Annotated in this window: 22 protein-coding genes, 1 tRNA gene and 1 pseudogene; 19 read left to right on the forward strand and 5 right to left on the reverse strand. The window is 43.4% G+C overall.

The window, feature by feature from the left end:
• Positions 1-47 precede the first annotated feature (47 nt).
• The 9 genes from hemA (at position 48) to hemJ (ending at position 9,334) form a co-directional block, all read left to right on the forward strand.
• On the forward strand, positions 48-1,271 hold the full coding sequence (gene hemA, locus IDJ75_RS12450) for a glutamyl-tRNA reductase (RefSeq protein WP_191175925.1): 1,224 nt from the start codon (positions 48-50) through the stop codon (positions 1,269-1,271).
• Positions 1,272-1,440: 169 nt separating this feature from the next.
• A complete protein-coding gene (gene hemC, locus IDJ75_RS12455) occupies positions 1,441-3,015 on the forward strand; it encodes a hydroxymethylbilane synthase (RefSeq protein ID WP_191175926.1) in 1,575 nt (524 codons plus the stop codon).
• Between the two features lie 81 nt (positions 3,016-3,096).
• Positions 3,097-4,068 carry a porphobilinogen synthase gene (gene hemB / locus IDJ75_RS12460; protein WP_191175927.1) on the forward strand — a complete coding sequence of 324 codons (972 nt, stop codon included), beginning with the start codon at positions 3,097-3,099 and terminating at the stop codon, positions 4,066-4,068.
• Positions 4,069-4,090: 22 nt separating this feature from the next.
• Positions 4,091-5,401: a glutamate-1-semialdehyde 2,1-aminomutase gene (gene hemL / locus IDJ75_RS12465; RefSeq protein WP_191175928.1), complete on the forward strand. Its 1,311-nt coding sequence runs from the start codon at positions 4,091-4,093 to the stop codon at positions 5,399-5,401.
• Between the two features lie 49 nt (positions 5,402-5,450).
• The gene (locus tag IDJ75_RS12470) at positions 5,451-6,326 is read left to right on the forward strand and encodes a sensor histidine kinase (RefSeq protein WP_191175929.1); all 876 of its coding nucleotides are present in this window, start codon (positions 5,451-5,453) and stop codon (positions 6,324-6,326) included.
• 13 nt (positions 6,327-6,339) lie between these two features.
• Complete coding sequence (locus tag IDJ75_RS12475; RefSeq protein WP_191175930.1) at positions 6,340-7,047, forward strand: response regulator transcription factor; 708 nt, start codon at positions 6,340-6,342, stop codon at positions 7,045-7,047.
• A gap of 3 nt (positions 7,048-7,050) precedes the next feature.
• A complete protein-coding gene (locus IDJ75_RS12480) occupies positions 7,051-7,578 on the forward strand; it encodes a tetratricopeptide repeat protein (protein ID WP_191175931.1) in 528 nt (175 codons plus the stop codon).
• A gap of 87 nt (positions 7,579-7,665) precedes the next feature.
• Positions 7,666-8,691 (forward strand): uroporphyrinogen decarboxylase, encoded by a 1,026-nt coding sequence (gene hemE, locus IDJ75_RS12485; RefSeq protein ID WP_191175932.1) that lies wholly within the window; start codon positions 7,666-7,668, stop codon positions 8,689-8,691.
• Between the two features lie 109 nt (positions 8,692-8,800).
• Positions 8,801-9,334 (forward strand): protoporphyrinogen oxidase HemJ, encoded by a 534-nt coding sequence (hemJ, locus tag IDJ75_RS12490; RefSeq protein WP_191175933.1) that lies wholly within the window; start codon positions 8,801-8,803, stop codon positions 9,332-9,334.
• A gap of 276 nt (positions 9,335-9,610) precedes the next feature.
• On the opposite strand, the gene IDJ75_RS12495 is transcribed toward hemJ, so the two are convergent.
• A complete protein-coding gene (locus tag IDJ75_RS12495; RefSeq protein WP_191175934.1) occupies positions 9,611-10,111 on the reverse strand; it encodes a hypothetical protein in 501 nt (166 codons plus the stop codon).
• A gap of 116 nt (positions 10,112-10,227) precedes the next feature.
• Here IDJ75_RS12495 and IDJ75_RS12500 point away from each other — a divergent pair, with 116 nt between their 5' ends.
• The 5 genes from IDJ75_RS12500 to IDJ75_RS12520 all read left to right on the forward strand — a co-directional run bounded on the left by IDJ75_RS12500 (position 10,228) and on the right by IDJ75_RS12520 (position 14,123).
• Complete coding sequence (locus IDJ75_RS12500; protein WP_394368097.1) at positions 10,228-10,800, forward strand: RNA polymerase sigma factor; 573 nt, start codon at positions 10,228-10,230, stop codon at positions 10,798-10,800.
• Positions 10,784-11,548, forward strand: a complete 765-nt coding sequence (locus tag IDJ75_RS12505) for a hypothetical protein (RefSeq protein ID WP_191175935.1) — start codon at positions 10,784-10,786, stop codon at positions 11,546-11,548. The genes IDJ75_RS12500 and IDJ75_RS12505 overlap by 17 nt, the downstream gene beginning before the upstream one ends.
• 96 nt (positions 11,549-11,644) lie before the next feature.
• Positions 11,645-12,460, forward strand: a complete 816-nt coding sequence (locus IDJ75_RS12510; protein WP_191175936.1) for an outer membrane beta-barrel protein — start codon at positions 11,645-11,647, stop codon at positions 12,458-12,460.
• Between the two features lie 179 nt (positions 12,461-12,639).
• Positions 12,640-12,963, forward strand: coding sequence for a hypothetical protein (locus IDJ75_RS12515; protein WP_191175937.1), 324 nt, complete (start codon positions 12,640-12,642; stop codon positions 12,961-12,963).
• Positions 12,964-13,124: 161 nt separating this feature from the next.
• Positions 13,125-14,123: an ABC transporter ATP-binding protein gene (locus IDJ75_RS12520; RefSeq protein ID WP_191175938.1), complete on the forward strand. Its 999-nt coding sequence runs from the start codon at positions 13,125-13,127 to the stop codon at positions 14,121-14,123.
• Between the two features lie 299 nt (positions 14,124-14,422).
• Here the strand turns inward: IDJ75_RS12520 and IDJ75_RS12525 are convergent, their stop codons facing one another.
• On the reverse strand, positions 14,423-15,340 hold the full coding sequence (locus IDJ75_RS12525) for a PfkB family carbohydrate kinase (RefSeq protein ID WP_191175939.1): 918 nt from the start codon (positions 15,338-15,340) through the stop codon (positions 14,423-14,425).
• A gap of 87 nt (positions 15,341-15,427) precedes the next feature.
• Between IDJ75_RS12525 and IDJ75_RS12530 the strand changes: the two genes are divergently transcribed.
• A tRNA-Asn gene (locus tag IDJ75_RS12530) sits at positions 15,428-15,501 on the forward strand.
• Between the two features lie 359 nt (positions 15,502-15,860).
• Here IDJ75_RS12530 and IDJ75_RS12535 read toward each other — a convergent pair.
• The 3 genes and pseudogenes from IDJ75_RS12535 to IDJ75_RS12545 form a co-directional block, all read right to left on the reverse strand.
• Complete coding sequence (locus IDJ75_RS12535) at positions 15,861-16,547, reverse strand: SDR family NAD(P)-dependent oxidoreductase (protein ID WP_191175940.1); 687 nt, start codon at positions 16,545-16,547, stop codon at positions 15,861-15,863.
• 29 nt (positions 16,548-16,576) lie between these two features.
• A pseudogene (locus IDJ75_RS12540) lies at positions 16,577-17,290 on the reverse strand (DsbA family oxidoreductase).
• A gap of 3 nt (positions 17,291-17,293) precedes the next feature.
• Positions 17,294-17,668 (reverse strand): DoxX family protein, encoded by a 375-nt coding sequence (locus IDJ75_RS12545; protein WP_191175941.1) that lies wholly within the window; start codon positions 17,666-17,668, stop codon positions 17,294-17,296.
• A gap of 131 nt (positions 17,669-17,799) precedes the next feature.
• Here IDJ75_RS12545 and IDJ75_RS12550 point away from each other — a divergent pair, with 131 nt between their 5' ends.
• The 4 genes from IDJ75_RS12550 to IDJ75_RS12565 all read left to right on the forward strand — a co-directional run bounded on the left by IDJ75_RS12550 (position 17,800) and on the right by IDJ75_RS12565 (position 19,836).
• Positions 17,800-18,165 (forward strand): winged helix-turn-helix transcriptional regulator, encoded by a 366-nt coding sequence (locus tag IDJ75_RS12550; protein WP_191175942.1) that lies wholly within the window; start codon positions 17,800-17,802, stop codon positions 18,163-18,165.
• A gap of 386 nt (positions 18,166-18,551) precedes the next feature.
• On the forward strand, positions 18,552-18,869 hold the full coding sequence (locus IDJ75_RS12555; RefSeq protein ID WP_191175943.1) for an ArsR/SmtB family transcription factor: 318 nt from the start codon (positions 18,552-18,554) through the stop codon (positions 18,867-18,869).
• Positions 18,869-19,360 carry an SRPBCC family protein gene (locus IDJ75_RS12560; protein ID WP_191175944.1) on the forward strand — a complete coding sequence of 164 codons (492 nt, stop codon included), beginning with the start codon at positions 18,869-18,871 and terminating at the stop codon, positions 19,358-19,360. The genes IDJ75_RS12555 and IDJ75_RS12560 overlap by 1 nt, the downstream gene beginning before the upstream one ends.
• Positions 19,361-19,401: 41 nt before the next feature.
• Positions 19,402-19,836 carry a VOC family protein gene (locus IDJ75_RS12565; RefSeq protein ID WP_191175945.1) on the forward strand — a complete coding sequence of 145 codons (435 nt, stop codon included), beginning with the start codon at positions 19,402-19,404 and terminating at the stop codon, positions 19,834-19,836.
• The last annotated feature ends 89 nt before the right edge of the window (positions 19,837-19,925 follow it).

Below are 19,925 nucleotides of genomic sequence, written 5' to 3' on the forward strand. Positions count from 1 at the left end.
CATCCTTATTGGTATGTTACTTTTGTTGGGTCAAAATAGAAATTGCTTTGAAGTATTTAAAAGTTATTGCTTTTACACATAAACAGATCGAGCTGAAGGAATTGGGTAAACTGGTATTATGCCAGGAAAACATTACCGAAAAACTTCATGCAGCTAAAGGGCATTTCGGTATTGACGAAATTTTTTATTTGTCAACCTGTAATCGGGTTGAATTTGTACTGTCTACCCAGCATAAGGTTGACAGGGAATTTGCAGAGGCTTTTTTAACAGAGATGCAAATGGGCCTTTGTACCCACTCTACCCAAACTTTTTTGGATGCAGCTTCTATTTATGAAGGGCAGGAAGCACTTAATCATTTACTGCGTACATCATGCTCATTAGAGAGCCTGATAGTTGGCGAAAAAGAAATTTTAGCTCAACTGCGTAAAGCTTATGATGATTGCCGCGAGGCGGGCCTTACCGCCGATAAATTGCGCCTGGTTATGGAGTGTGTTGTAAAAGGTGCCAAAGAAGTTTACACCCATACCAATATTTCAAAAAATCCAATTTCGGTGGTGTCATTGGCATACCGCAAATTAAAGGACCTGAAACTTTGCTCAAACGCACGTGTGCTTATTATTGGCGCCGGCGAAACTAACCGCAACATTTCAAAATACCTGCAAAAGCATAAATTCTCAAATTTCTCGGTATTTAACCGTACGCTTTCAAAAGCACAACAGTTGGCCGATGATTTGGGCGGCGAAGCTTTTGAGCTGCATGAACTAAAGAACTTTAAAGGCGGTTTTGACGCCATTATCACCTGTACATCGGCAGTTGAACCTATCCTTACTACTGAAATTTATAGCTCGTTATTAAATGGCGATACCGGCAAGAAAACAATTGTTGACCTTGCTATCCCCAACGATACCGCGCCTGAAGTTCTTGAGCAGTTTGATGTTAATTTTATTGAGGTACACAGCCTTAACGAGATCGCAAAAAAGAATTTGCAGGAACGCTACCAGGAGCTTGTACACGCCGAAGCCATTATAGAGCAAAATATTGCCGAGTTTTTAGTGATGCTGAAGCAACGCAAAATTGAATTGGCTATGCGACAGGTGCCTGAAAAGATCAAAGAGATCCGCAATAACGCGGTAAATACCGTTTTTGCCGACGAGGTGCAAAGCCTTGATAAAGAATCGCGCGAGATACTGGAGAAGGTGATCAACTACATGGAAAAAAAATATATCAGCGTTCCCATGATCATGGCGAAAGATATATTGATCAATAATTAGGCTTCTTTCTATCATTGTCGCGAGTTTGGTGCAGCTTAACTTGTGACACAGCACAAGGTAAGCTTTCAGCTTACTAAACACTCACTTAGTCAGCCTACTTTCATATCCTTAATTAATGCTATATTACTGTGCATAAAAATTTAAATTTGTGCTGTAAAAATTTATCCCCTTGGACAGAACAGTAATAATAGGAACGCGTGGCAGCGAATTAGCTTTATGGCAGGCAAACTTTGTAAAGGATAGCCTTGCCGCAATTAACATTACCGCCGAACTTAAAATTATAAAAACACAGGGCGACCGTATCCTGAACCTCAGTTTTGATAAACTGGAAGGTAAAGGCTTTTTTACCAAAGAATTGGAAGAAGAATTATTGGCAGGTACTATAGATCTGGCTGTGCATTCGCACAAGGACCTGCCAACAGAAAACCCTCCGGGACTCATCATCGCAGCAGTTTCAGAACGGGAAGATCCGGCTGAACTGTTGCTGATCTTGAAAGACTGTGTTGATGTACGCCAAAAGCTATCTGTAAAATATGGCGGTATGGTGGGCACATCATCAAACAGGCGCAAGGCGCAATTGCTTGCCGTGCGCCCCGATCTGGAAATAGATGAACTGCGCGGCAACGTACCAACCCGCATAGGCAAACTGCGCGACGAAAAGTATGATGCCATTATGCTGGCAAAAGCCGGTGTTACCCGTTTGGGAATAGACCTGAGCGAATTTCATGTAGAGGAACTAACCGCTACCGAATTTATTCCTGCTCCGGCCCAAGGCGCACTGGCTATCCAGATCCGCGAGAGCAATACCGAGTTATTTGAGATATTACAGGCTTTGCACCACCCTGATGTAGCCGAAGAGCTTTCGTTAGAGCGCGGTGTGCTAAAAATGTTTGGCGGTGGCTGCCACCTGCCCCTTGGTGTTTATTGCCGCAGGGATGATGGTAAATTCCAGGTGTTTACCTCAAAGGCCGAAGATGGCGAAGGTTTCCCGGACAGGTATTTTATTGAAAGTGATACCCTTGATGGTGTTGCCGATAAAATAGTGGCCCGTTTTGCAAAAGACAGGAAGTTCCCAAACAAGGTGTTTATCTCCCGCGATATTTCGGAGACCAGCTATTTCCGCAAAGCATTAGAGAAACATAAAATAGAGATAGAGGCCCGTTCGCTTATCCGCACGGTGCCGGTTATTACCAAGTTCGATTCTTACATTTTAAGGAATATTGATTGGATATTCTTCACCAGCAAGAATGCTGTAGAGTATTTTTTTAAATTATTGCCCCAGTTCCCTAAAAAAGTAAAATTTGGGGTAATGGGCGCAGGCAGCGAGGATATGCTACGCCGCAACGGTCACTTTGCCGATTTTGTTGGCGAGAGCAATGATACGGCCGATGTAGCTGCCGATTTTGCCGCACTGGCAAACGGCAGTGCAATATTATTTCCGGGTGCCGATAACCCAATGAGGAGCATACAACAAGGCTTATCTGCCGAAACAAAAATAATTGACCTGCCCGTTTACGAAACCGTGCTGGAAGAAGAAGTAGAGCCAACAGGTGCCGATGTGGTAGTATTTACCAGCCCAAGCAATGTGGAAGCTTACTTTGCCGATAACCTGCTTGAACCCGGACAAAAGGTAATAGCCATAGGTAAATCAACCGGTAAAAAGTTTGATGAAATGGGTGTAAAATACACCCTGCCTTTCTCTCCCGACGAAGTTGGGCTGGCAGAGGCCGTGTTTGGGATATAATTAGTCATTGAGTCATTGGGTCATTAGGTCATTATAATTGAGGCCAATGACGCAATGACTCAATGACCCAATGACTATAAAATGTTACAACGACCAAGAAGAAATCGTAAGAGTGAAGTTATCCGCCAGATGGTGCAGGAAACACATGTTAGCGCGGCTAACCTGATATTCCCGCTGTTTATTGTGGATGGCGAGAACCAGAAAACCGAAGTGGCATCAATGCCCGGTATTTTCAGGTATTCGATAGATAACCTGCTGCGCGAGGTAGAAAGCTGCATGAAACTGGGCTTAAACTCGTTCGATCTGTTCCCTAATATCGACGAAGCATTAAAAGATAAATTCGCTACCGAAAGTCACCGCGATGAGAGCCTTTACCTGCGTGCCATCCGTGCCGTAAAAAAAGAGTTTCCGGAAGCTTGCGTGATAACCGATGTAGCGATGGATCCTTACAGCAGCGATGGGCATGATGGTATTGTAGAGAATGGACAGATTCTGAACGACGAAACTTTAGAGGTATTGGGCAAAATGGCCTTAGCCCACGCCCGTAGCGGTGCCGATATCATTGCCCCGTCAGATATGATGGATGGGCGTGTGGGTTACATCCGCGAAGTGTTGGATGATAACGGCTTTACGGGCGTTTCCATCATGTCGTATTCGGCAAAATATGCCAGTGCGTTTTATGGTCCGTTTAGGGATGCATTAAACTCCGCACCAAAATTTGGCGACAAAAAAACTTACCAGATGAACCCTGCCAACCAGCGCGAAGCTTTAATAGAAGCCCGCCTGGATGAAGCTGAGGGTGCCGATTTCCTGATGGTGAAACCGGCGTTATCATACCTGGACGTTATTAAACTGATAAAAGATGATACTGAACTGCCGGTTGCAGCCTACAACGTAAGCGGCGAGTACGCGATGATAAAAGCCGCCGTACAAAAAGGCTGGTTAAATGAGCAGCGCGCCACTACCGAAGTGCTTACCAGCATTCGCCGTGCCGGTGCTACCGCGATATTAACTTACCACGCTAAGGAAGTGTTGTTGAATAAGTGGCTTTAGGAAGCTTTTAGCAATAATAAAAATGCAAATAAAAGATATAAGCAGAGCAAAATCTGCAGAACTGTACGAGAAAGCGAAAACCTATTTCCCGGGTGGGGTAAACTCACCGGTAAGGGCGTTTAAATCTGTTTACGGCACACCGCTTTTTATTGAAAAAGGCAATGGCAGCCATATATGGGATGCCGACGGGAACGAGTTTATAGATTTTTGCTGTTCATGGGGACCGCTCATCCTGGGGCATAACCATGCATCGGTGCGTAATAAAGTAACCGAAGTGATGCAGAAGGGAATGTCGTTCGGCGCGCCCACAGCGTTGGAGAATGAACTGGCAGAGCTTATCCTGGGCAATAATAAATTCATCGAAAAAATACGTTTTGTAAGCTCGGGCACCGAAGCGGTAATGTCGGCCATCAGGCTGGCGAGGGGTTACACCAAACGCGATAAAATATTAAAGTTTGAAGGTTGTTATCATGGCCATTCAGATAGCTTATTGGTAAAGGCGGGCTCGGGCCTTGTTACTTTTGGCGAAACCTCATCAGCGGGCGTACCAAAGGCTTTTGCTGATGAAACCATAGTTGTATCGTTAAATGATAAAAAAGCCCTGCAAGAGGCCTTTGAAGAGTTTAAGGGGCAAATAGCCGCAGTTATCATTGAACCCGTTCCGGCTAACAACGGGTTGCTTTTGCAAACACAGGATTATTTGAATTACCTGCGCCAGATCTGTACCGATAACGGCACCATGCTGATCTTTGATGAAGTGATCTCGGGCTTCCGTGTAGGCTTTGAGGGGGCTGCCGCATATTACGGCATCCGGCCGGATATTATTACTTATGGTAAAATTATAGGTGGTGGTTTGCCGGTTGGTGCTTATGGTGCATCGGCAGCGGTGATGGATCATATCTCGCCGGTTGGTTCGGTTTACCAGGCGGGTACATTATCGGGCAATCCGGTAGCTATGGCAGCTGGTATCGCGCAGTTAAGCGAATTATTAAAACCCGGCTTTTATGACGAATTACATGCCAAAACGGCGGGCTTTGTGAAAGATATACAGGACTTTGTTACGGAGCATGGCTACCAGTTAAAAATATTTACTATTGGCTCTATTTTTTGGTTTGCCTTTACCGACCAGGAAAGCATCACCACAGCCGAGCAGATTGACCCGGCAAGCATGTTAAAATTTAAGGAAATGCACCGCGAGCTGATCAACAGGGGGATTTATTTAGGCCCATCTGGCTATGAAGTAGGCTTTATATCGGCTGCTCATACAACAGCTGACTTAGAAATAACAAAAACAGCTATATTTGAGAGTCTGGATATTGTATTTGGGAAATAAGTTTGCAGCACAAGGCATGCAGTTTGCAGGCAATAAAATACTATAAGGAATGAGAAAAACACTCGTAATATTCTATGCCATAATCATTTATGCGGTTGCAGAATTGGTATGGTGGGGCTATATGCTGGTGCATCTTAACCCAAGCCGTAAAGGGATGATCATGGGAGAGGGGATGATGTTTGTGATGGTATTTTTGATAGGCGCATATTTTCTGCACCAATCACTGAACAAAGAGGCCAAACTGCAGGAACAGAAGAAAAACTTCCTGCTTTCGGTAACGCACGAACTGAAATCGCCACTGGCATCTATTAAGATATTGCTTCAAACCATTCAGAAACGAGATCTTACCAAAGCCCAGATCCTCAACTTTATTGATAAATCTCTGCTGGATGTAGAGCGTTTGGACGATATGGTTGAGAATATGTTACTGGCATCAAAAATTGATAACCGCTCATACACCTTCCCTAAAGCTAAATTTAATATGTCGGTACTGGTTGATAGCATTGTAAACCGCCTGCAAATAAGCAAGTGCGATTGCAACCAGCAGATCATTAACGCCGAGATTGAACCTAAAATTGAAATAACGGGCGATAAGTTCGCTTTAACATCGGTAGTAACCAATTTGGTGGAGAACGCTGTGAAATATTCAAGCCCATGCGAAACGGTTAACGTGAAACTGTTTGAGAAGGACGGGAAAATTTACTTTCAGGTGGCAGACCATGGCATAGGTATTGCAGATAGTGAGAAGCCCCGCATTTTTGATAAATTTTACCGTGTAGGCAGTGAAGATACACGTAATACAAAAGGGACCGGCTTAGGCTTGTACATTGTAAAAGAAGTATTAGATAAACACCAGGCCAGCATAAAAGTTAAAGATAACCGCCCTGCCGGTAGCATATTTGAAGTAGTATTTGCATTAACCTAAACAAATAGAGATCATGCTCAACAAAAAAAGAATTTTATTAGCCGAAGACGAAGACCATTTGTTAGAGGCCATTAAGTTAAACCTGGAGCTGGAAGGCTACAAGGTATCAACTGCAAACAATGGTAAAAAAGCCCTTCAGATATTTAAAGAAGAGCGTTTTAACCTGGTGATATTAGATGTAATGATGCCCGAGATTGACGGCTTTGTGGTGGCAGAAACCATTAGGCTTGAAAACTCTGAGGTGCCTATTATGTTCCTGACCGCTAAAAACACGAATGAAGATAAAATATCGGGCCTTAAAAAAGGTGCTGATGATTACCTGACCAAACCATTTAACCTGGAAGAGCTGATACTGCGTGTTAACAACCTGGTAAAACGCAGCCTTAAAGGCGAAGACCTTAAAGAGTTTAACAGCTATAAAATTGGTGATAAAACCATTCACTTTAACTCGTTTGAGTTAGTGAACGGCGATGAAAGCATTACTCCGCTTACCAAGAAAGAGACCATGTTGCTGAAATTGCTGATAGAGCGCCGTAACGAGGCCGTATCGCGCGAGCAGATATTGGAAACTGTTTGGAACTACGATGTGTACCCATCAACCCGTACTATCGATAACTTTATATTAACCTTCCGTAAGTATTTTGAACCTGATCCCAAAAACCCGGTTTATTTTCACTCTATCCGCGGCGTAGGCTATAAATTTACCGACAACCAGCACTAATACATGTTTACAAACAGGGCACGAATATTAGTAGCCGGGCTTTTTGTAATAATGCTGGCCGTTAGCCTTCAAATGAAGGTGTATGAGCTGGCAGGTTTGGCCGTAATGTTTATTGCCCTGCTTATATGGGGGTATTTTAAGCAAAATACCATTGTTTTGGCAGCTAAGGCGTTTCACGTAAAAGATTATGAAAAAGCCGAAAGCCTTTTAAAACAGGTGCCAAACCCCCAATGGCTAAGTAAAAAACGCCGTGGGTTTTACGAGTTTATATATGGTGGTGTATGCCTGCAAAAGCGAGACTATGCCGAAGCCGAACAGCATTACGAATTAGCGGCTTTATACCCGCTGCGTACCGCTAACGACCACGTAGCGGCATTGGTACATGTAGCCAACATAAGTATCCGCAATGGCAACTTTGATAAAGCTACCGCCTACCTGCAGCTTGCCGATAAACATAAAGACAACATAACTGCCAAAATGAAGGACGTGATCCAAAAGGTTGAGCAGGAACTTAAAAAACACAAAAAATAGAATCAAGATGTAAGAGTCAAGAATCAAGAAAAACCACCAGATTGGCTCTTGATTCTTGGCTCTTGATTCTTGGCTCTCAAAAGAAACATGAAAGATTCGCTATTTATAAAAGCCGCATTTTCGGAGAAAACAGAACGGCCACCCGTATGGATGATGCGCCAGGCAGGCCGTTTTATGCCCGAGTATTGGGAGATCAAAAACCAATATTCGTTCCTGGAGATGTGTAAAACACCCGAACTGGCTGCCGATGTTACCATGCTGCCGGTTGATCTTTTGGGTATCGACGCCGCTATCTTATTCTCAGATATTTTAGTTACCGGCGAAGCTATGGGTGGCGACCTAAGCTTTACGCAGGGTGTAGGCCCCAAGTTTGCCAACCCGGTACGCACACAGGCTGATATTGATAACCTGCAAACCAATGTAGGCGATAGGTTACAGTACGTTGCTGATGCTATAAAAGTTATTCAGCAGCGCCTTAACGGTAGCATCCCGCTGATAGGTTTTGCAGGCGCCCCGTTTACGGTGATGAGCTATTTGATTGAAGGCGGATCGTCAAAAGATTTTAAGCTGACTAAACTGATGCTGCACAACCATCCGGAGATGGCACATCAGTTACTATCAAAAATTGCTACGGTTACGGCTGATTACCTGAACCTGCAAATTGCTGCCGGTGTTAACGCCGTACAGATATTTGACAGCTGGGCACAGGCATTATCATGGGATGATTATACCGAGTTTTCGCATCGTTATATTGTCGAGATCATTAGCAAACTGAACAGGAAGGATATTCCTGTAATATCGTTCTGCAAAGGCAGCTCGGTATTTGCACCGCTGATGGCCGAAGCCAAGCCGGATGTAATATCTATCGACTGGAATGTTGATTTGCTGGATATTAAAAACCGTTTACCCCAAGGCATAGCCGTACAAGGCAACCTTGATCCGCATATTTTATATGCAGATAAAACTGTTATTAAAGACCGCATCCATCGCTTGTTCGAGCGCATGCGCGGCCAGAACGGTTTCATCTTCAACCTGGGCCACGGCATTATGCCCGATATCCCGTTTGATAATGTGAAGTACGCGGTTGAAGTGATAAAAGAGTTTAGATATTAATAATACAACTTGTCATTGCGAGGAGCGTAGCGACGCGGCAATCTTAGCACATCCGCTTACTCGCTGAGGTTGCTGCACTACGCTCGCAATGACATGTAGAAACAGGCACATGTACCAATACGTTTTAGCTATACATATCATCTTTGTAGTCTGCTGGATGGCGGGGCTGTTTTACATTGTACGCCTGTTTATTTACCACCGCGAAGCGCAGGATAAACCCGAACCTGCACGTACCATCTTGTCCGAACAATTCGAGATAATAGAGAAGAAGCTGTGGTGGATCATAGCCACCCCAAGCATGTACTTTGTGATTGTAGCGGGGGCAACCATGCTGCACCTTAACCCGGCCTTGTGGAAAATGCCCTGGTTACATGTAAAGCTCACTTTTGTAATAGGGCTAATCGCTTATCATTTCATTTGCCAAAAAATAATGAAACAGATGGCAAAAGGGGTATACAAGTGGACTTCTATCCAGCTCCGTTTATGGAACGAACTGGCTACTATTATCCTGTTTGCCATAGTATTCCTGGTGGTTCTCAAAAGTGCGCTTAACTGGATCTTCGGGGTAATTGGGATTATCCTTTTCAGCCTCATCATCATGTCGGCTGTGAAGATCTATAAATACTTCAGGGAAAAGAAATAGAGTGAATTTTGGCGATCTTTGACGCCTTTTACTCGCCTTTTTTCGACTTTAAAACGCCTTCAAAATCGTATAAGTTCCACATACGCATCATTTAAAAAAGCGTTATTTTTTTTGTCAAAATGACATATTGTCATGGTTCTCATTTGGCCGCTCGGATTTGACGGGTAACAAATATTAAGGCCTTCGCCTGCTAATTTATAAACTGTAGTAACATCGCTGAATAGTCGTCACTCGGAAAGAGCCGGGAGACTGAGTAAAAGGGGGAATAAATTGCTATTATTTAAACCTTTTTAGAACTATAATTTTGCTTGAGTTATTGTTAGCCAGCGCAATACTTTTAATATTAATAATTTCAAACTTACCAAATACTACTCCTTGTTTTATAACAAACATAAATGTGCTTTTATCTTTAGAAAAAACCTGAATATTGTAATATTCCGTTTGTATTGACATTGAGCTTGGCTCATTGCATATTTGGGATTTTGATTGAACAAAAGCATTTTTTTCATAAAAAGTCCATCCAATAAAATCACAACATTTGCTTAATTGATAAAAGTAATTGATGTTATCATAAAGTCTTAAAGTGTCGTTTTTAAAGAAGGCACTATCTTGGTTACAAATCAGCCATTCGCCTGAGCCGATACTAATACTCTTTTTAGAAGTTTGATTTATGCTAGACCTTAACAATTTATAAACTTGATTCACGCCAGGGGCAGCACTCTGGGAATATCCAACGTTGGCAATCAAGATTAAAGTTAAAGTATAGATAAGTTTCATATTTTCAACCCCTTGTTAATATAGAGTAATTGCAGACATTGTAGCGGTTAAACTTAATTAAAATTTATTTCATCACCCATGCAACCAAACGGGGTTCCTTTACATCTAACTGTTAAATGATGTTTTTGGAACCTAAAACTACTATCGATCATCTGGTGCAGTGCTGCAAGGCAGGGCAGCGTAAGGCGCAGGAGCTGTTGTATAAGCAGTTCGCCTCAAAAATGCTGGGGGTTTGTATGCGCTATGCTACCGATAAGATGGAAGCAGAGGATATGTTGCAGAACGGATTTATAAAAGTGTTTCAGAAAATAGCCGATTACCGGGGCGATGGTTCATTTGAAGGTTGGGTAAGGCGCATTATGGTGCACAGCTCTATTGAGTATTACCGCCGCCACCACAAAATGATGCAGGTGGTTGATATTGATACCGCCGGGCACGAGCCATCGGTTAATGCCGCTGCCGCAAGTAGCTTAGAAGCAAAGGACCTGCTGGTAATGATCAAAGCCCTGTCGCCGGGATACCGGATGGTGTTTAACCTGTATGCTATTGATGGCTACTCGCACAAGGAGATAGCCGAAATAATGGGTATCAGCGAGGGGGCATCAAAGTCGCAGTTATCAAGGGCGAGGGCTATTTTAAAGGAACAGGTAATGAAAATGGACAATAAAAGATATGGATATGCAGGATAAAGAAATTGACCAACTATTCAGGTCTGAGTTTGATGATTTTAAGGTGGAGCCTTCCGCTGCGGTTTGGGGCAATGTAGCATCGCAACTTGATAAGAAGAGGCGATCGTTAAAAACCTCCCTGTCTGTAGCTGCAAGCTTACTGGTTTTATTATCTGCTGGGTTATATTTTGTAGCGCAAACAAAGGATAATATAAAACCAACGGTACAATTGGCTGCGGTTAAAAACGATAAGCCTGTAAAAGCGACTGTAGCGCCGGAAACAGCATTGCCAAAAATAGTACAGCCGCAGATAGATAAAGTTACAGCGGTAAATGCAGGCACAGCATCGCGCAAGCAAAAAACAAGGAGGGTTAAACAACAACATGTTTTACCTGTTACCCCCCTGTTGAAAGTGGAAGAGCCTGAACAGCAATTGGCGCAGGCAAGTCGCAAATCAACAGAGAGCATAAAATTTACTGTGCCCGATAAAAATACCCCGATACTCGAAAAAATTGATGCACCCGAGGATATGCCTTTTAAAACAAATACCTTAGCAGCGCAATCGGTAACAGTGCCCAAAACAATGGCTGTAGTGGCTGCAAAAAAGCACCGCATCCGCAGCCTTGGCGACCTGATAAATGTTGTGGTAAGCAAAGTTGATAAGCGCAAGGATAAGCTGATAGAGTTTTCGAGCACGAAGGATGAGGATGAATCAATAGTATCGGGCCTTAACCTTGGGTTTATCAAAATAAAAAAAGAAGATAAATAGATATGCAAATGTGTAAATATGCAGATGTGCGGATTTCAGATATGCAGATGAAATCACTAAATCAATAATTCACTAAATCAATAATTGTTTTCATATATGAAACGCCTGATCTTTACAACTATAATATGCCTGGCAGCAACAGTTGTGTTTGCGCAAACAGATAGTGTTAAAACTACTACCACTACCGATAGCACTAAAACCCGCCATACCAGGATCCGCCTCGGTTTTGGTGATGATGTGTCGCAGGTGAGGATTAACGATACAACTGATTACCCTGCCACAAAAGCTCCCGGGTTTTCATTTGGGATAACCTTAACCAGGTTTGATATCGGGTTGACAACCTTAAATGATAATGGCAGCTTCAACCTGTCGCCGGCCAACCAGTTTTTAAGCTACCGCTCATGGAGGAGCAGCAATATTGGTTTTGACGTAATTCAACTTGGGTACCGTTTCAACAGCTCATTCAGGATCTACACCGCCGGCGGGTTCGATTGGACAAACCTGCGCCTGCGCCAAAGCATCACCATACTGCGCGATCAAGCCCCGTTGAGCTACAGGCAAGACGATATTAAGTATGATAAGAACCGCCTTTCGGCAACCTATATACGTGTGCCCGTTGCGTTTGATTTCCGTACCCGCGATGATGATGATGGCCGCAGGTTCCACTTTGTGGCCGCTGCCGAAATGGGTGTGCTGATAAGCAGCAGCTTGAAGCAGGAAAGTAAAGAGAACGGCGACTTTAAACTGGGCGGTAACTACAATTTCTCTAAATTCAGATACGGCGCATCGTTACGCGTGGGTTATGGCGCAATAGGCGTATTTGGTAAATACTATTTCAATAATATGTTTGAGAACAGCCCCGCACAGGATGGCCTGCGTAACTTCTCATTCGGGATGAGCGTTGGGTGGTAGGATCGGGATTTAGCGAATTGCTATTCAAATCCTAAAAATCTGTTAAGCCGTTGTTGGTGTTGTCACCAACAACCTTCGGGCAGGTATTAAACAAGCATGGCGCCTTGTTGGTGACAACACCAACAAGGGCGCAAAACCACATTTGCACCTGATGGTAGCATATTACGTGAACCAAAACTATGAGAACCCGAATAGCCATTTTAAACGACTTGATAAGGTTTCAAACAAAACTTAACAGGGTTCAAAACGAACTATCCGAATATACATGGGATGCCGAGGAGCCATTAGTTATAATGCGTAAATCGGACTTCATTATTGTCGCGCAATGTTTTTTGAATGGGGTACTCTCTACTGATGACTTAGAGAATTGGGCAAACGCTATCGAAAGCCGGGATGATATAGGGTTTGAGAATGGCGAACTTAGTGAATTCATTTTCGACTTAGCTAACCCTGTAATAAATGGAGAAATTACCAAAGAACTTGTAAGAAAAATGATTGGCTGAAAGGATAATTGGCTTAGGTAGTTATTAAACAAGCATGGCGGCTTGTTGGTGACAACACCAACAAGGGCGAAATTCCGCTAAATCCCGGTTTAAATACGAGCATGCTATTCAAAATCCTAAAAATCTGTTAAATCTGCTTAATCCCGGTTATCTTTGCAGCAATGGCAGGTGTACCTTTTTTACAGGCAAATTCAGTAAGCAGATCATACGGCGGGGCCGAAGCGTCGGGGGTTAAGCAAATTTCTCTTGATATTGTTCCCGGCAAAATAACCGCTATAATAGGCGAAAGCGGCAGTGGTAAAAGTACTTTACTACGATTGTTGTACGGGTTGCTATCGCCGGACGAAGGCACCGTAAACTTTAAAGGCGAACGCATTTGGGGGCCCGAAGAAAAGCTGATACCCGGCCATGATGCCATGAAAATGGTAACCCAGCATACCGACGACCTGAACCTTTTTGCCCGCGTATGGGACAACGTATCGGGCATGCTGCCCAGTACCAACGTAAAGCTGAAGGAAGAAAAGACAGAGCAGGTACTTACCCAGCTAAATATGATGCAACTGGCCTACAAACGCGTTGCCGACCTGAGCGGCGGCGAAAAGCAGCGTGTTGCCATAGCCCGCGCCATTATTACCCGCCCCGAAGTGCTTTTGCTCGACGAACCCTTTAACCAGGTTGATACCTCGTTCAGGGAAGGCCTGCAGCACGATATCAGGCAGATTGTAAAGGAAACCGGCCTTACGGTGGTAATGGTATCACACGACCCGGCAGAGGTGCTCTCTATGGCCGATGAGCTGATCGTACTAAAACATGGCGAAATAGTAGAAAGCGGCAGCCCTAAATCGCTGTATCGAACCCCGCTTAATTTATACACTGCCGAACTGCTGACCAACTGCAACGTGCTGAATGCCGAAGAAGCCAAAGCCTGTGGTATTATGACCGAAAAAGAGTACGTGGTGATCTACCCGGAGTGGATCCGCCTGAACAATATCCTGAAAACCAGTGAATGGACCGTAAAAGAAGTGTTATTTAAGGGTTTTTATGAAGACCTGATACTGGAGAACAACGGCACGTTATTGCGTGTGGTGAACGATGAAAGCGGGAAGTATGCCGAAGGCGATATAGCAGGCCTTAAAATAAAAAAATGGCTGGAGTATTAGGAGCCCGTTAAATAACTACAAAAGTTCGGAAGATTATATATGTCATGTTGAGCCTGTCGAAACACTCGCTAACTATTTCTGCCGCACGCCCTTCGGCAAGCTCACGGTGAGATCCTTAACTTTAGTACAATCTTCTGAACAATTATGATTATATGGCGAAGGAGTTATCTCACAACTAAATTCCCTCCCCGGGGAGGGGTGCGATGGCCCATGTAGTGGCAGGGAGGGGTTTTACGTGCATAGTTGCATAAACTCCTCCCTGCACCCTCCCGTTTGGAGGGAATCGCACAGGCTTGGGATTATTTAATATCGAATGATGACAGTTGTACAAACTGTTGTACACGTGCCGCAATCTCTTCTTGTGACAGGTTTTTGATCTTTTCTGTCCCAAACTTCTCTACACAGAACGATGCCAGTGCCGAACCAAATATGATAGCATTTTTCATGTTGTTGAAATTAACGGTACCAACCTTAGCCATATAGCCAATAAAGCCACCTGCAAAAGTATCGCCTGCGCCGGTTGGGTCAAATACCTCGGCAAGGGGAAGGGCAGGGGCAGAGAAGATGTGATCTTCATGAAACAATAATGCACCGTGCTCACCTTTTTTAATGATCAGGTATTTTGGGCCCATTGTCAAAATTTTCCTGGCGGCCTTAACCAGCGAGTACTCGCCTGATAGCTGGCGTGCCTCGGCATCGTTAATAGTTAAAACGTCAATCAATTTAATGGTATCCAGTAAATCGTCCATAGCAATGTCCATCCAGAAGTTCATGGTGTCCATTACAATCAGCTTAGGGCGGTTTTTAAGGCGTTTAATAACCGTTTGCTGTACCTGTGGGGTAAGATTACCCAGCATAAGGTATTGGCAGTCCTGGTAAGCCTCAGGGATAATAGGGTCAAAGTCGGCCAGTACATTAAGTTCGGTAACCAAAGTGTCGCGGCTATTCATATCATTATGGTATTTGCCACTCCAAAAGAATGATTTTTCGCCTTTTTTTATTTGAAGGCCTTCAGTATCGATATTGTGATTGTTAAAGTCCTTAATATCCTCCTGCGGAAAATCGTCGCCCACTACAGCCACTATTTTTATCTTGTCATAAAAGTACGAAGCGGCCAAACTTGCGTAGGTTGCGGCCCCTCCAACAATTTTATCTGTCTTCCCAAAGGGGGTTTCAATTGCGTCAAACGCCACAGTACCAATAACTAACAAACTCATGTAAAATATTTTTAATTTTTTTTTGTGCAAATATTGTGAAATTACCTCAGAAATCATACTTTTGCACCACTCCAAACCGGAAAACACTCCTGAGTAGCTCAGCTGGTTAGAGCATCTGACTGTTAATCAGAGGGTCGCTGGTTCGAGCCCAGCCTCAGGAGCACTTAAAATCAATGATTTAACCCTTACTCTGGCGAGTAAGGGTTTTTTATTTGCATAGTTTTCGCATAGTTTTTCTACTGTCGCATATTTCCAACAATTTTTGTTCCCTTGTTTAAGAATGTTGTTTAAGCGGTTATTTGAGTGAAAAATTCGAAAATCGCCCCTTTCATTTTTATCTTCCCCTCTATGTATGGCGTTCTCAATTGTCCTCTTTATTGCTTTTATTTGATCTGTTTGTAACGGAAACCCCGGAGAAACCCGAACCTGGGTTGAAACTGTAACAAAGTGCATACTTAAGTGCCCCTGCCTAACATTTACAAGTTGTTCAGTGCTGGGTGGGAAAATTTTCCCGCGAAATTTACGATAAGACGATCTCTGCAACTTCTCGCTGCTGATGAAGTTTCCAGTGCGCTTCTGCAACCTCAGTTGCTGTTATTGTTGGCATACCTTCAGGAAAATCCCCTTTGTGTTTACCTTCACTTACAACCAAAGCACCGATAGACACGATACCTGCGTATATATTGTCCTCCTTCAGGTCCATGTTGAGCAACCGCGCATAATTTAATAAAGCGCCTGCAGCAACGCCGAAACTGGCGGTTCTATTTACCGGATGCTGGGCGGAGGACGCCGTGGTAAACAAGATGCTACCGTCTTTTCTTTCCAGCATTTGTGGAAGCACAACTTGCACAGCAGTTATTGCAGCAAGTACCTGGTAGTCGAGGTGATGCTGTTCATTTGCTATATCTATATTCCGGGCAGTCCGCATACTGTCCCAGGTGGGTGTCGGGCTGAATTCCAATACATCAATCGCACCGTAATGATGTATAACCGCCTGCAGCGCGCGGGTCAACTGTTCCCAGTCTAATATATCGGCCTGGAAAGTTGCAGCCTCAACACCTTTTTTCAACAGATCGTCTTTCAGCGCATTTAGTTTTTCTACGTTCCTGGCAAGCAACGCAACATTGTAGCCTTCAGTTCCGAATTTTTCTGCCACGGCAAATCCTACACCCGGACCCGCACCGACAATGGCTATTGTTTTTTTCATCTTTATTCTTTTGTTTTTTTATTGATCAATTAATTTGTACAATCCTCACCTGAGGTACATGTGGCACCTTGAGTAACCTTGATCAGACCGTGATTGTTCTTCTCCCATTCCGTATAAGCAGTTTGCAGTACGTTAAGAATTTCATTGCCGGGTTGAGAGCCTGCAATGGCATACTTGCGATCGATCACAAAGAAAGGAACCCCTCTTACCCCCAGCCTGGATGCTTCTTCCCCGTCTGCTTCCACCTGATGTTGAAAAACAGGGTTGGTAAGGGCTTCTTTTACATCAGCATTCGTTAACCCTATTTCATTCCCCAGTTCTGTTAAAACGGCTTCATCAGAAAGGTTCATGCTCTCTGTGAAGTAGGCATAAAACAGGCGCTCTTCCGCATCTTCTACCAGCCCTTTTGTTTTTGCCATCTGGATAAGGCGATGCGCTTTCAGCGAATTGGTCACAAGCATCTTATCAAAATGATAAACAAGTCACGCACCCTTAGCCATTATTCCTACCTGTCCGTGCATGGCAACGGAGCGCTCATAGCTGATTGCTTTACGTGAAGCTACAAACTGGTGCATGTTTTCCTGATGCTGCGGCACTTCGGGCATGGCAGGGTCAAGCTGGAAACTTTTCCATTCCACCTCTATATTGTCCCTGTCAGGAAACTGTGCCAGGGCAGCTTCAAAATTCCTTTTGCCGATATAGCAAAACGGACACATCACGTCGCTCCAGATCTCTATTTTCATGTTTTATACTTTTGCGGTCACCGGATAGTTTAGTTTTCTGAAATAATAATAGGATACGCATAGTATGGCAAACGGAACCAGTGGTGCTATCCCTTTTGCAGGGCCATCAGCGAGCCAATGACCCAGGCTGGCGGAAAGCAGTAAAATCCCGAAAGCGACATAAGCCCATTCTTTAAACATAGCCGGTATGGCCGGGATGAGTATGATCAACGCGCCAACGATTTTAAGGATGTCCAGTTCAAGGCCAAAATAAGCCGGGAAGCCCATCCTGCGTATTGCCTCGACCAGGTATGCCTTCGGGGCAAAATAGGATGGTAGCACGATCAGCGCCATAGCTATAATGGTCACTATCCAATAAATTCTTTTTTCTTTTTGCATGATTTTAATATTTATGGCACAAAATTATTTTGAAGTAACTTTATAAATGTTATCTGTTACCCTTTGGAAACTGGTTTCCTCAATGAAAGTAGGTCGCTAACCATATATCAACCATCGTAATTTTGCAGCATATGAACACAAAAAAGCAAGCCCCGGAAATACCTGATTGTAAAGAGCAATTGATGGCGATAAAGGATACGATGATCTTGTTATCGGGAAAATGGAAAATTCAGATCATTGGATGGCTCCTGCTATACGGTAAGGTTCGTTTTATGGATCTGTTGCGGGGCATAGATGGTATTGCTGCAAAAATGCTTTCTAAAGAGTTACAGGAGCTGGAGCAAAATCAAATAGTGGCCAGAACCGTGATGCCCACAAAACCGATAACTGTTGAATACGAGTTAACGGAACATGGGAAGACTTTAAGTGGGGTAATTACCGCTATTTCAGCCTGGGGAGTTACCCACCGTAAATTCCTGTTTAAAAAAGCAAACTAATTGGGTCGTTTATATTATGCATACTAGATTCAAACTGCGTTTTCGTTAGATAAAAGGCGAATTGTGCTTATCGATGCCACCTACAGAATTCTATTGGAGTGCACGCTAAACCAAACGTACATACCAATAACTTTGGTAATATAAATATACAATAGATTTCTTCCTCTTGATTGAAGCTTGATCTTAACTTTTTATTGGCTTGCTATTATAAATGGGCGGCTTACGCCGGCCAATATTGCACTTAGGTTGCTATTGCAAATTTTAAACTTTTCTTAAGCGAAATTTATCCCCGTCAATTTACCACGGAAAAAGTTTACAATAAATTTGCGCAACTCAAAAGTTGCATATATATTTGCAACCTGAAGGTTGCGTAATTAAATTGTAAAATGAAACAAGACATATTCCAGGCAATAGCCGACCCAACACGCAGGGCTATTTTAACCTTAATTGCTATACAGGCGCTAACGCCAAATGCAATGGCAGAAAAATTTGATATGAGCCGGCAGGCAGTATCTAAACATATTAAAGTGTTGCACGAATGCGAATTAATTAAACCCGAGCAAAGTGGGCGGGAGATCTATTATCACTTTAATGCTAAAAAGATGCAGGAGTTTGACCATTGGTTAGCCCAATTCAGGCAAAACTGGGAAACCCAGTTTAACCAGCTCGACCATTTATTAACAACAATTAATGAACAGAAATAATGAACAACGATTTGCTATTTGATTTTAACGTAGACAAGGCAGCGAAAACGGTTTATATAACCAGGGAATTTAATGCTGCACAGTCTTTAGTATGGGATGCCTTTACCAAAGCCGAATTGCTGGATCAATGGGGAGCACCTGCACCTATGCGCGCCAAAACTAAATATATGAATTTTGAAGTTGGCGGGCGGCGATTTTACGCGATGATAAGCCCCGATGGGCAGGAGCGCTGGGCGGTGCAGGAATTTACTTCCATTACCCCGAAAACCAATTTTAAGATGTACAACGCGTTTGCAGATGAAAACGAGAACCGTGAGCTGCCGGGTTCTGAATGGGATTACAATTTCAGCGGGCAAAACGGCAAAACCAAAGTGGATATTACCATTTTTAATGAATCGTTTGAGCGATTGGAGAAATTATTAGAGGGCTTCAAAATAGGCTTCACCATCACCTTAAAAAACCTGGAAGAACTGTTGGCCACCTTAGCGTAGAAAACATAAAAAGAAAACTATAATCACTTAAAAATTAAATTATGAGAGCAATTAACCCATGGATCAACTTCAACGGAAATGCCGAAGAAGCGTTTACTTTTTACAGATCGGTTTTTGGAGGCGAGTTCACACGGATTGTCCGTTTCAAGGAACTCGCAAGCGAGGAATTTCCGATAGCGGACGATGATGCAAACAAAATAATGACCATTGCTTTGCCTATTGGCAAACACAATGTATTAATAGCCAATGACGTACCTGCATTTATGGGGCGTGTAAACGAAAACGAGAATAGGTCTAAAATAGTAGTGGCTGCCGAAAGCCGTGAAGAAGCCGATAAAATATTCGGGGGATTATCTGTAGGTGGAGAGGTAGAAGGGCCTATTGGCGACAGTCCATGGGGCACATACGCCGGAATGTTCAGGGACAAATACGGCATTGAATGGATAGTGGAGTTTGACCCCGCTTATAACGGATAAATTTAACGGAATAAGGAAGTACCTGTTAGATTTAAGTTCTATAGGTACTGCCTTTGCTATGTTTATACTATAATTTGTTTGGTTGAGGT

It is taken from the genome of Mucilaginibacter rigui (genome assembly GCF_014773275.1).
Taxonomy (GTDB): Bacteria; Bacteroidota; Bacteroidia; order Sphingobacteriales; family Sphingobacteriaceae; genus Mucilaginibacter; species Mucilaginibacter rigui_A.

Bases quoted from the DNA above. Each gene is read 5' to 3' on its own strand.
- hemB (WP_191175927.1), top strand. From the start codon at position 3,097: ATGTTACAACGACCAAGAAGAAATCGTAAGAGTGAAGTTATCCGCCAG.
- hemL (WP_191175928.1), top strand. From the start codon at position 4,091: ATGCAAATAAAAGATATAAGCAGAGCAAAATCTGCAGAACTGTACGAG.
- IDJ75_RS12470 (WP_191175929.1), top strand. From the start codon at position 5,451: ATGAGAAAAACACTCGTAATATTCTATGCCATAATCATTTATGCGGTT.
- IDJ75_RS12475 (WP_191175930.1), top strand. From the start codon at position 6,340: ATGCTCAACAAAAAAAGAATTTTATTAGCCGAAGACGAAGACCATTTG.
- IDJ75_RS12480 (WP_191175931.1), top strand. From the start codon at position 7,051: ATGTTTACAAACAGGGCACGAATATTAGTAGCCGGGCTTTTTGTAATA.
- hemE (WP_191175932.1), top strand. From the start codon at position 7,666: ATGAAAGATTCGCTATTTATAAAAGCCGCATTTTCGGAGAAAACAGAA.
- hemJ (WP_191175933.1), top strand. From the start codon at position 8,801: ATGTACCAATACGTTTTAGCTATACATATCATCTTTGTAGTCTGCTGG.
- IDJ75_RS12495 (WP_191175934.1), bottom strand. From the start codon at position 10,111: ATGAAACTTATCTATACTTTAACTTTAATCTTGATTGCCAACGTTGGA.
- IDJ75_RS12500 (WP_394368097.1), top strand. From the start codon at position 10,228: ATGATGTTTTTGGAACCTAAAACTACTATCGATCATCTGGTGCAGTGC.
- IDJ75_RS12505 (WP_191175935.1), top strand. From the start codon at position 10,784: ATGGATATGCAGGATAAAGAAATTGACCAACTATTCAGGTCTGAGTTT.
- IDJ75_RS12510 (WP_191175936.1), top strand. From the start codon at position 11,645: ATGAAACGCCTGATCTTTACAACTATAATATGCCTGGCAGCAACAGTT.
- IDJ75_RS12515 (WP_191175937.1), top strand. From the start codon at position 12,640: ATGAGAACCCGAATAGCCATTTTAAACGACTTGATAAGGTTTCAAACA.
- IDJ75_RS12520 (WP_191175938.1), top strand. From the start codon at position 13,125: ATGGCAGGTGTACCTTTTTTACAGGCAAATTCAGTAAGCAGATCATAC.
- IDJ75_RS12525 (WP_191175939.1), bottom strand. From the start codon at position 15,340: ATGAGTTTGTTAGTTATTGGTACTGTGGCGTTTGACGCAATTGAAACC.
- IDJ75_RS12535 (WP_191175940.1), bottom strand. From the start codon at position 16,547: ATGAAAAAAACAATAGCCATTGTCGGTGCGGGTCCGGGTGTAGGATTT.
- IDJ75_RS12545 (WP_191175941.1), bottom strand. From the start codon at position 17,668: ATGCAAAAAGAAAAAAGAATTTATTGGATAGTGACCATTATAGCTATG.
- IDJ75_RS12550 (WP_191175942.1), top strand. From the start codon at position 17,800: ATGAACACAAAAAAGCAAGCCCCGGAAATACCTGATTGTAAAGAGCAA.
- IDJ75_RS12555 (WP_191175943.1), top strand. From the start codon at position 18,552: ATGAAACAAGACATATTCCAGGCAATAGCCGACCCAACACGCAGGGCT.
- IDJ75_RS12560 (WP_191175944.1), top strand. From the start codon at position 18,869: ATGAACAACGATTTGCTATTTGATTTTAACGTAGACAAGGCAGCGAAA.
- IDJ75_RS12565 (WP_191175945.1), top strand. From the start codon at position 19,402: ATGAGAGCAATTAACCCATGGATCAACTTCAACGGAAATGCCGAAGAA.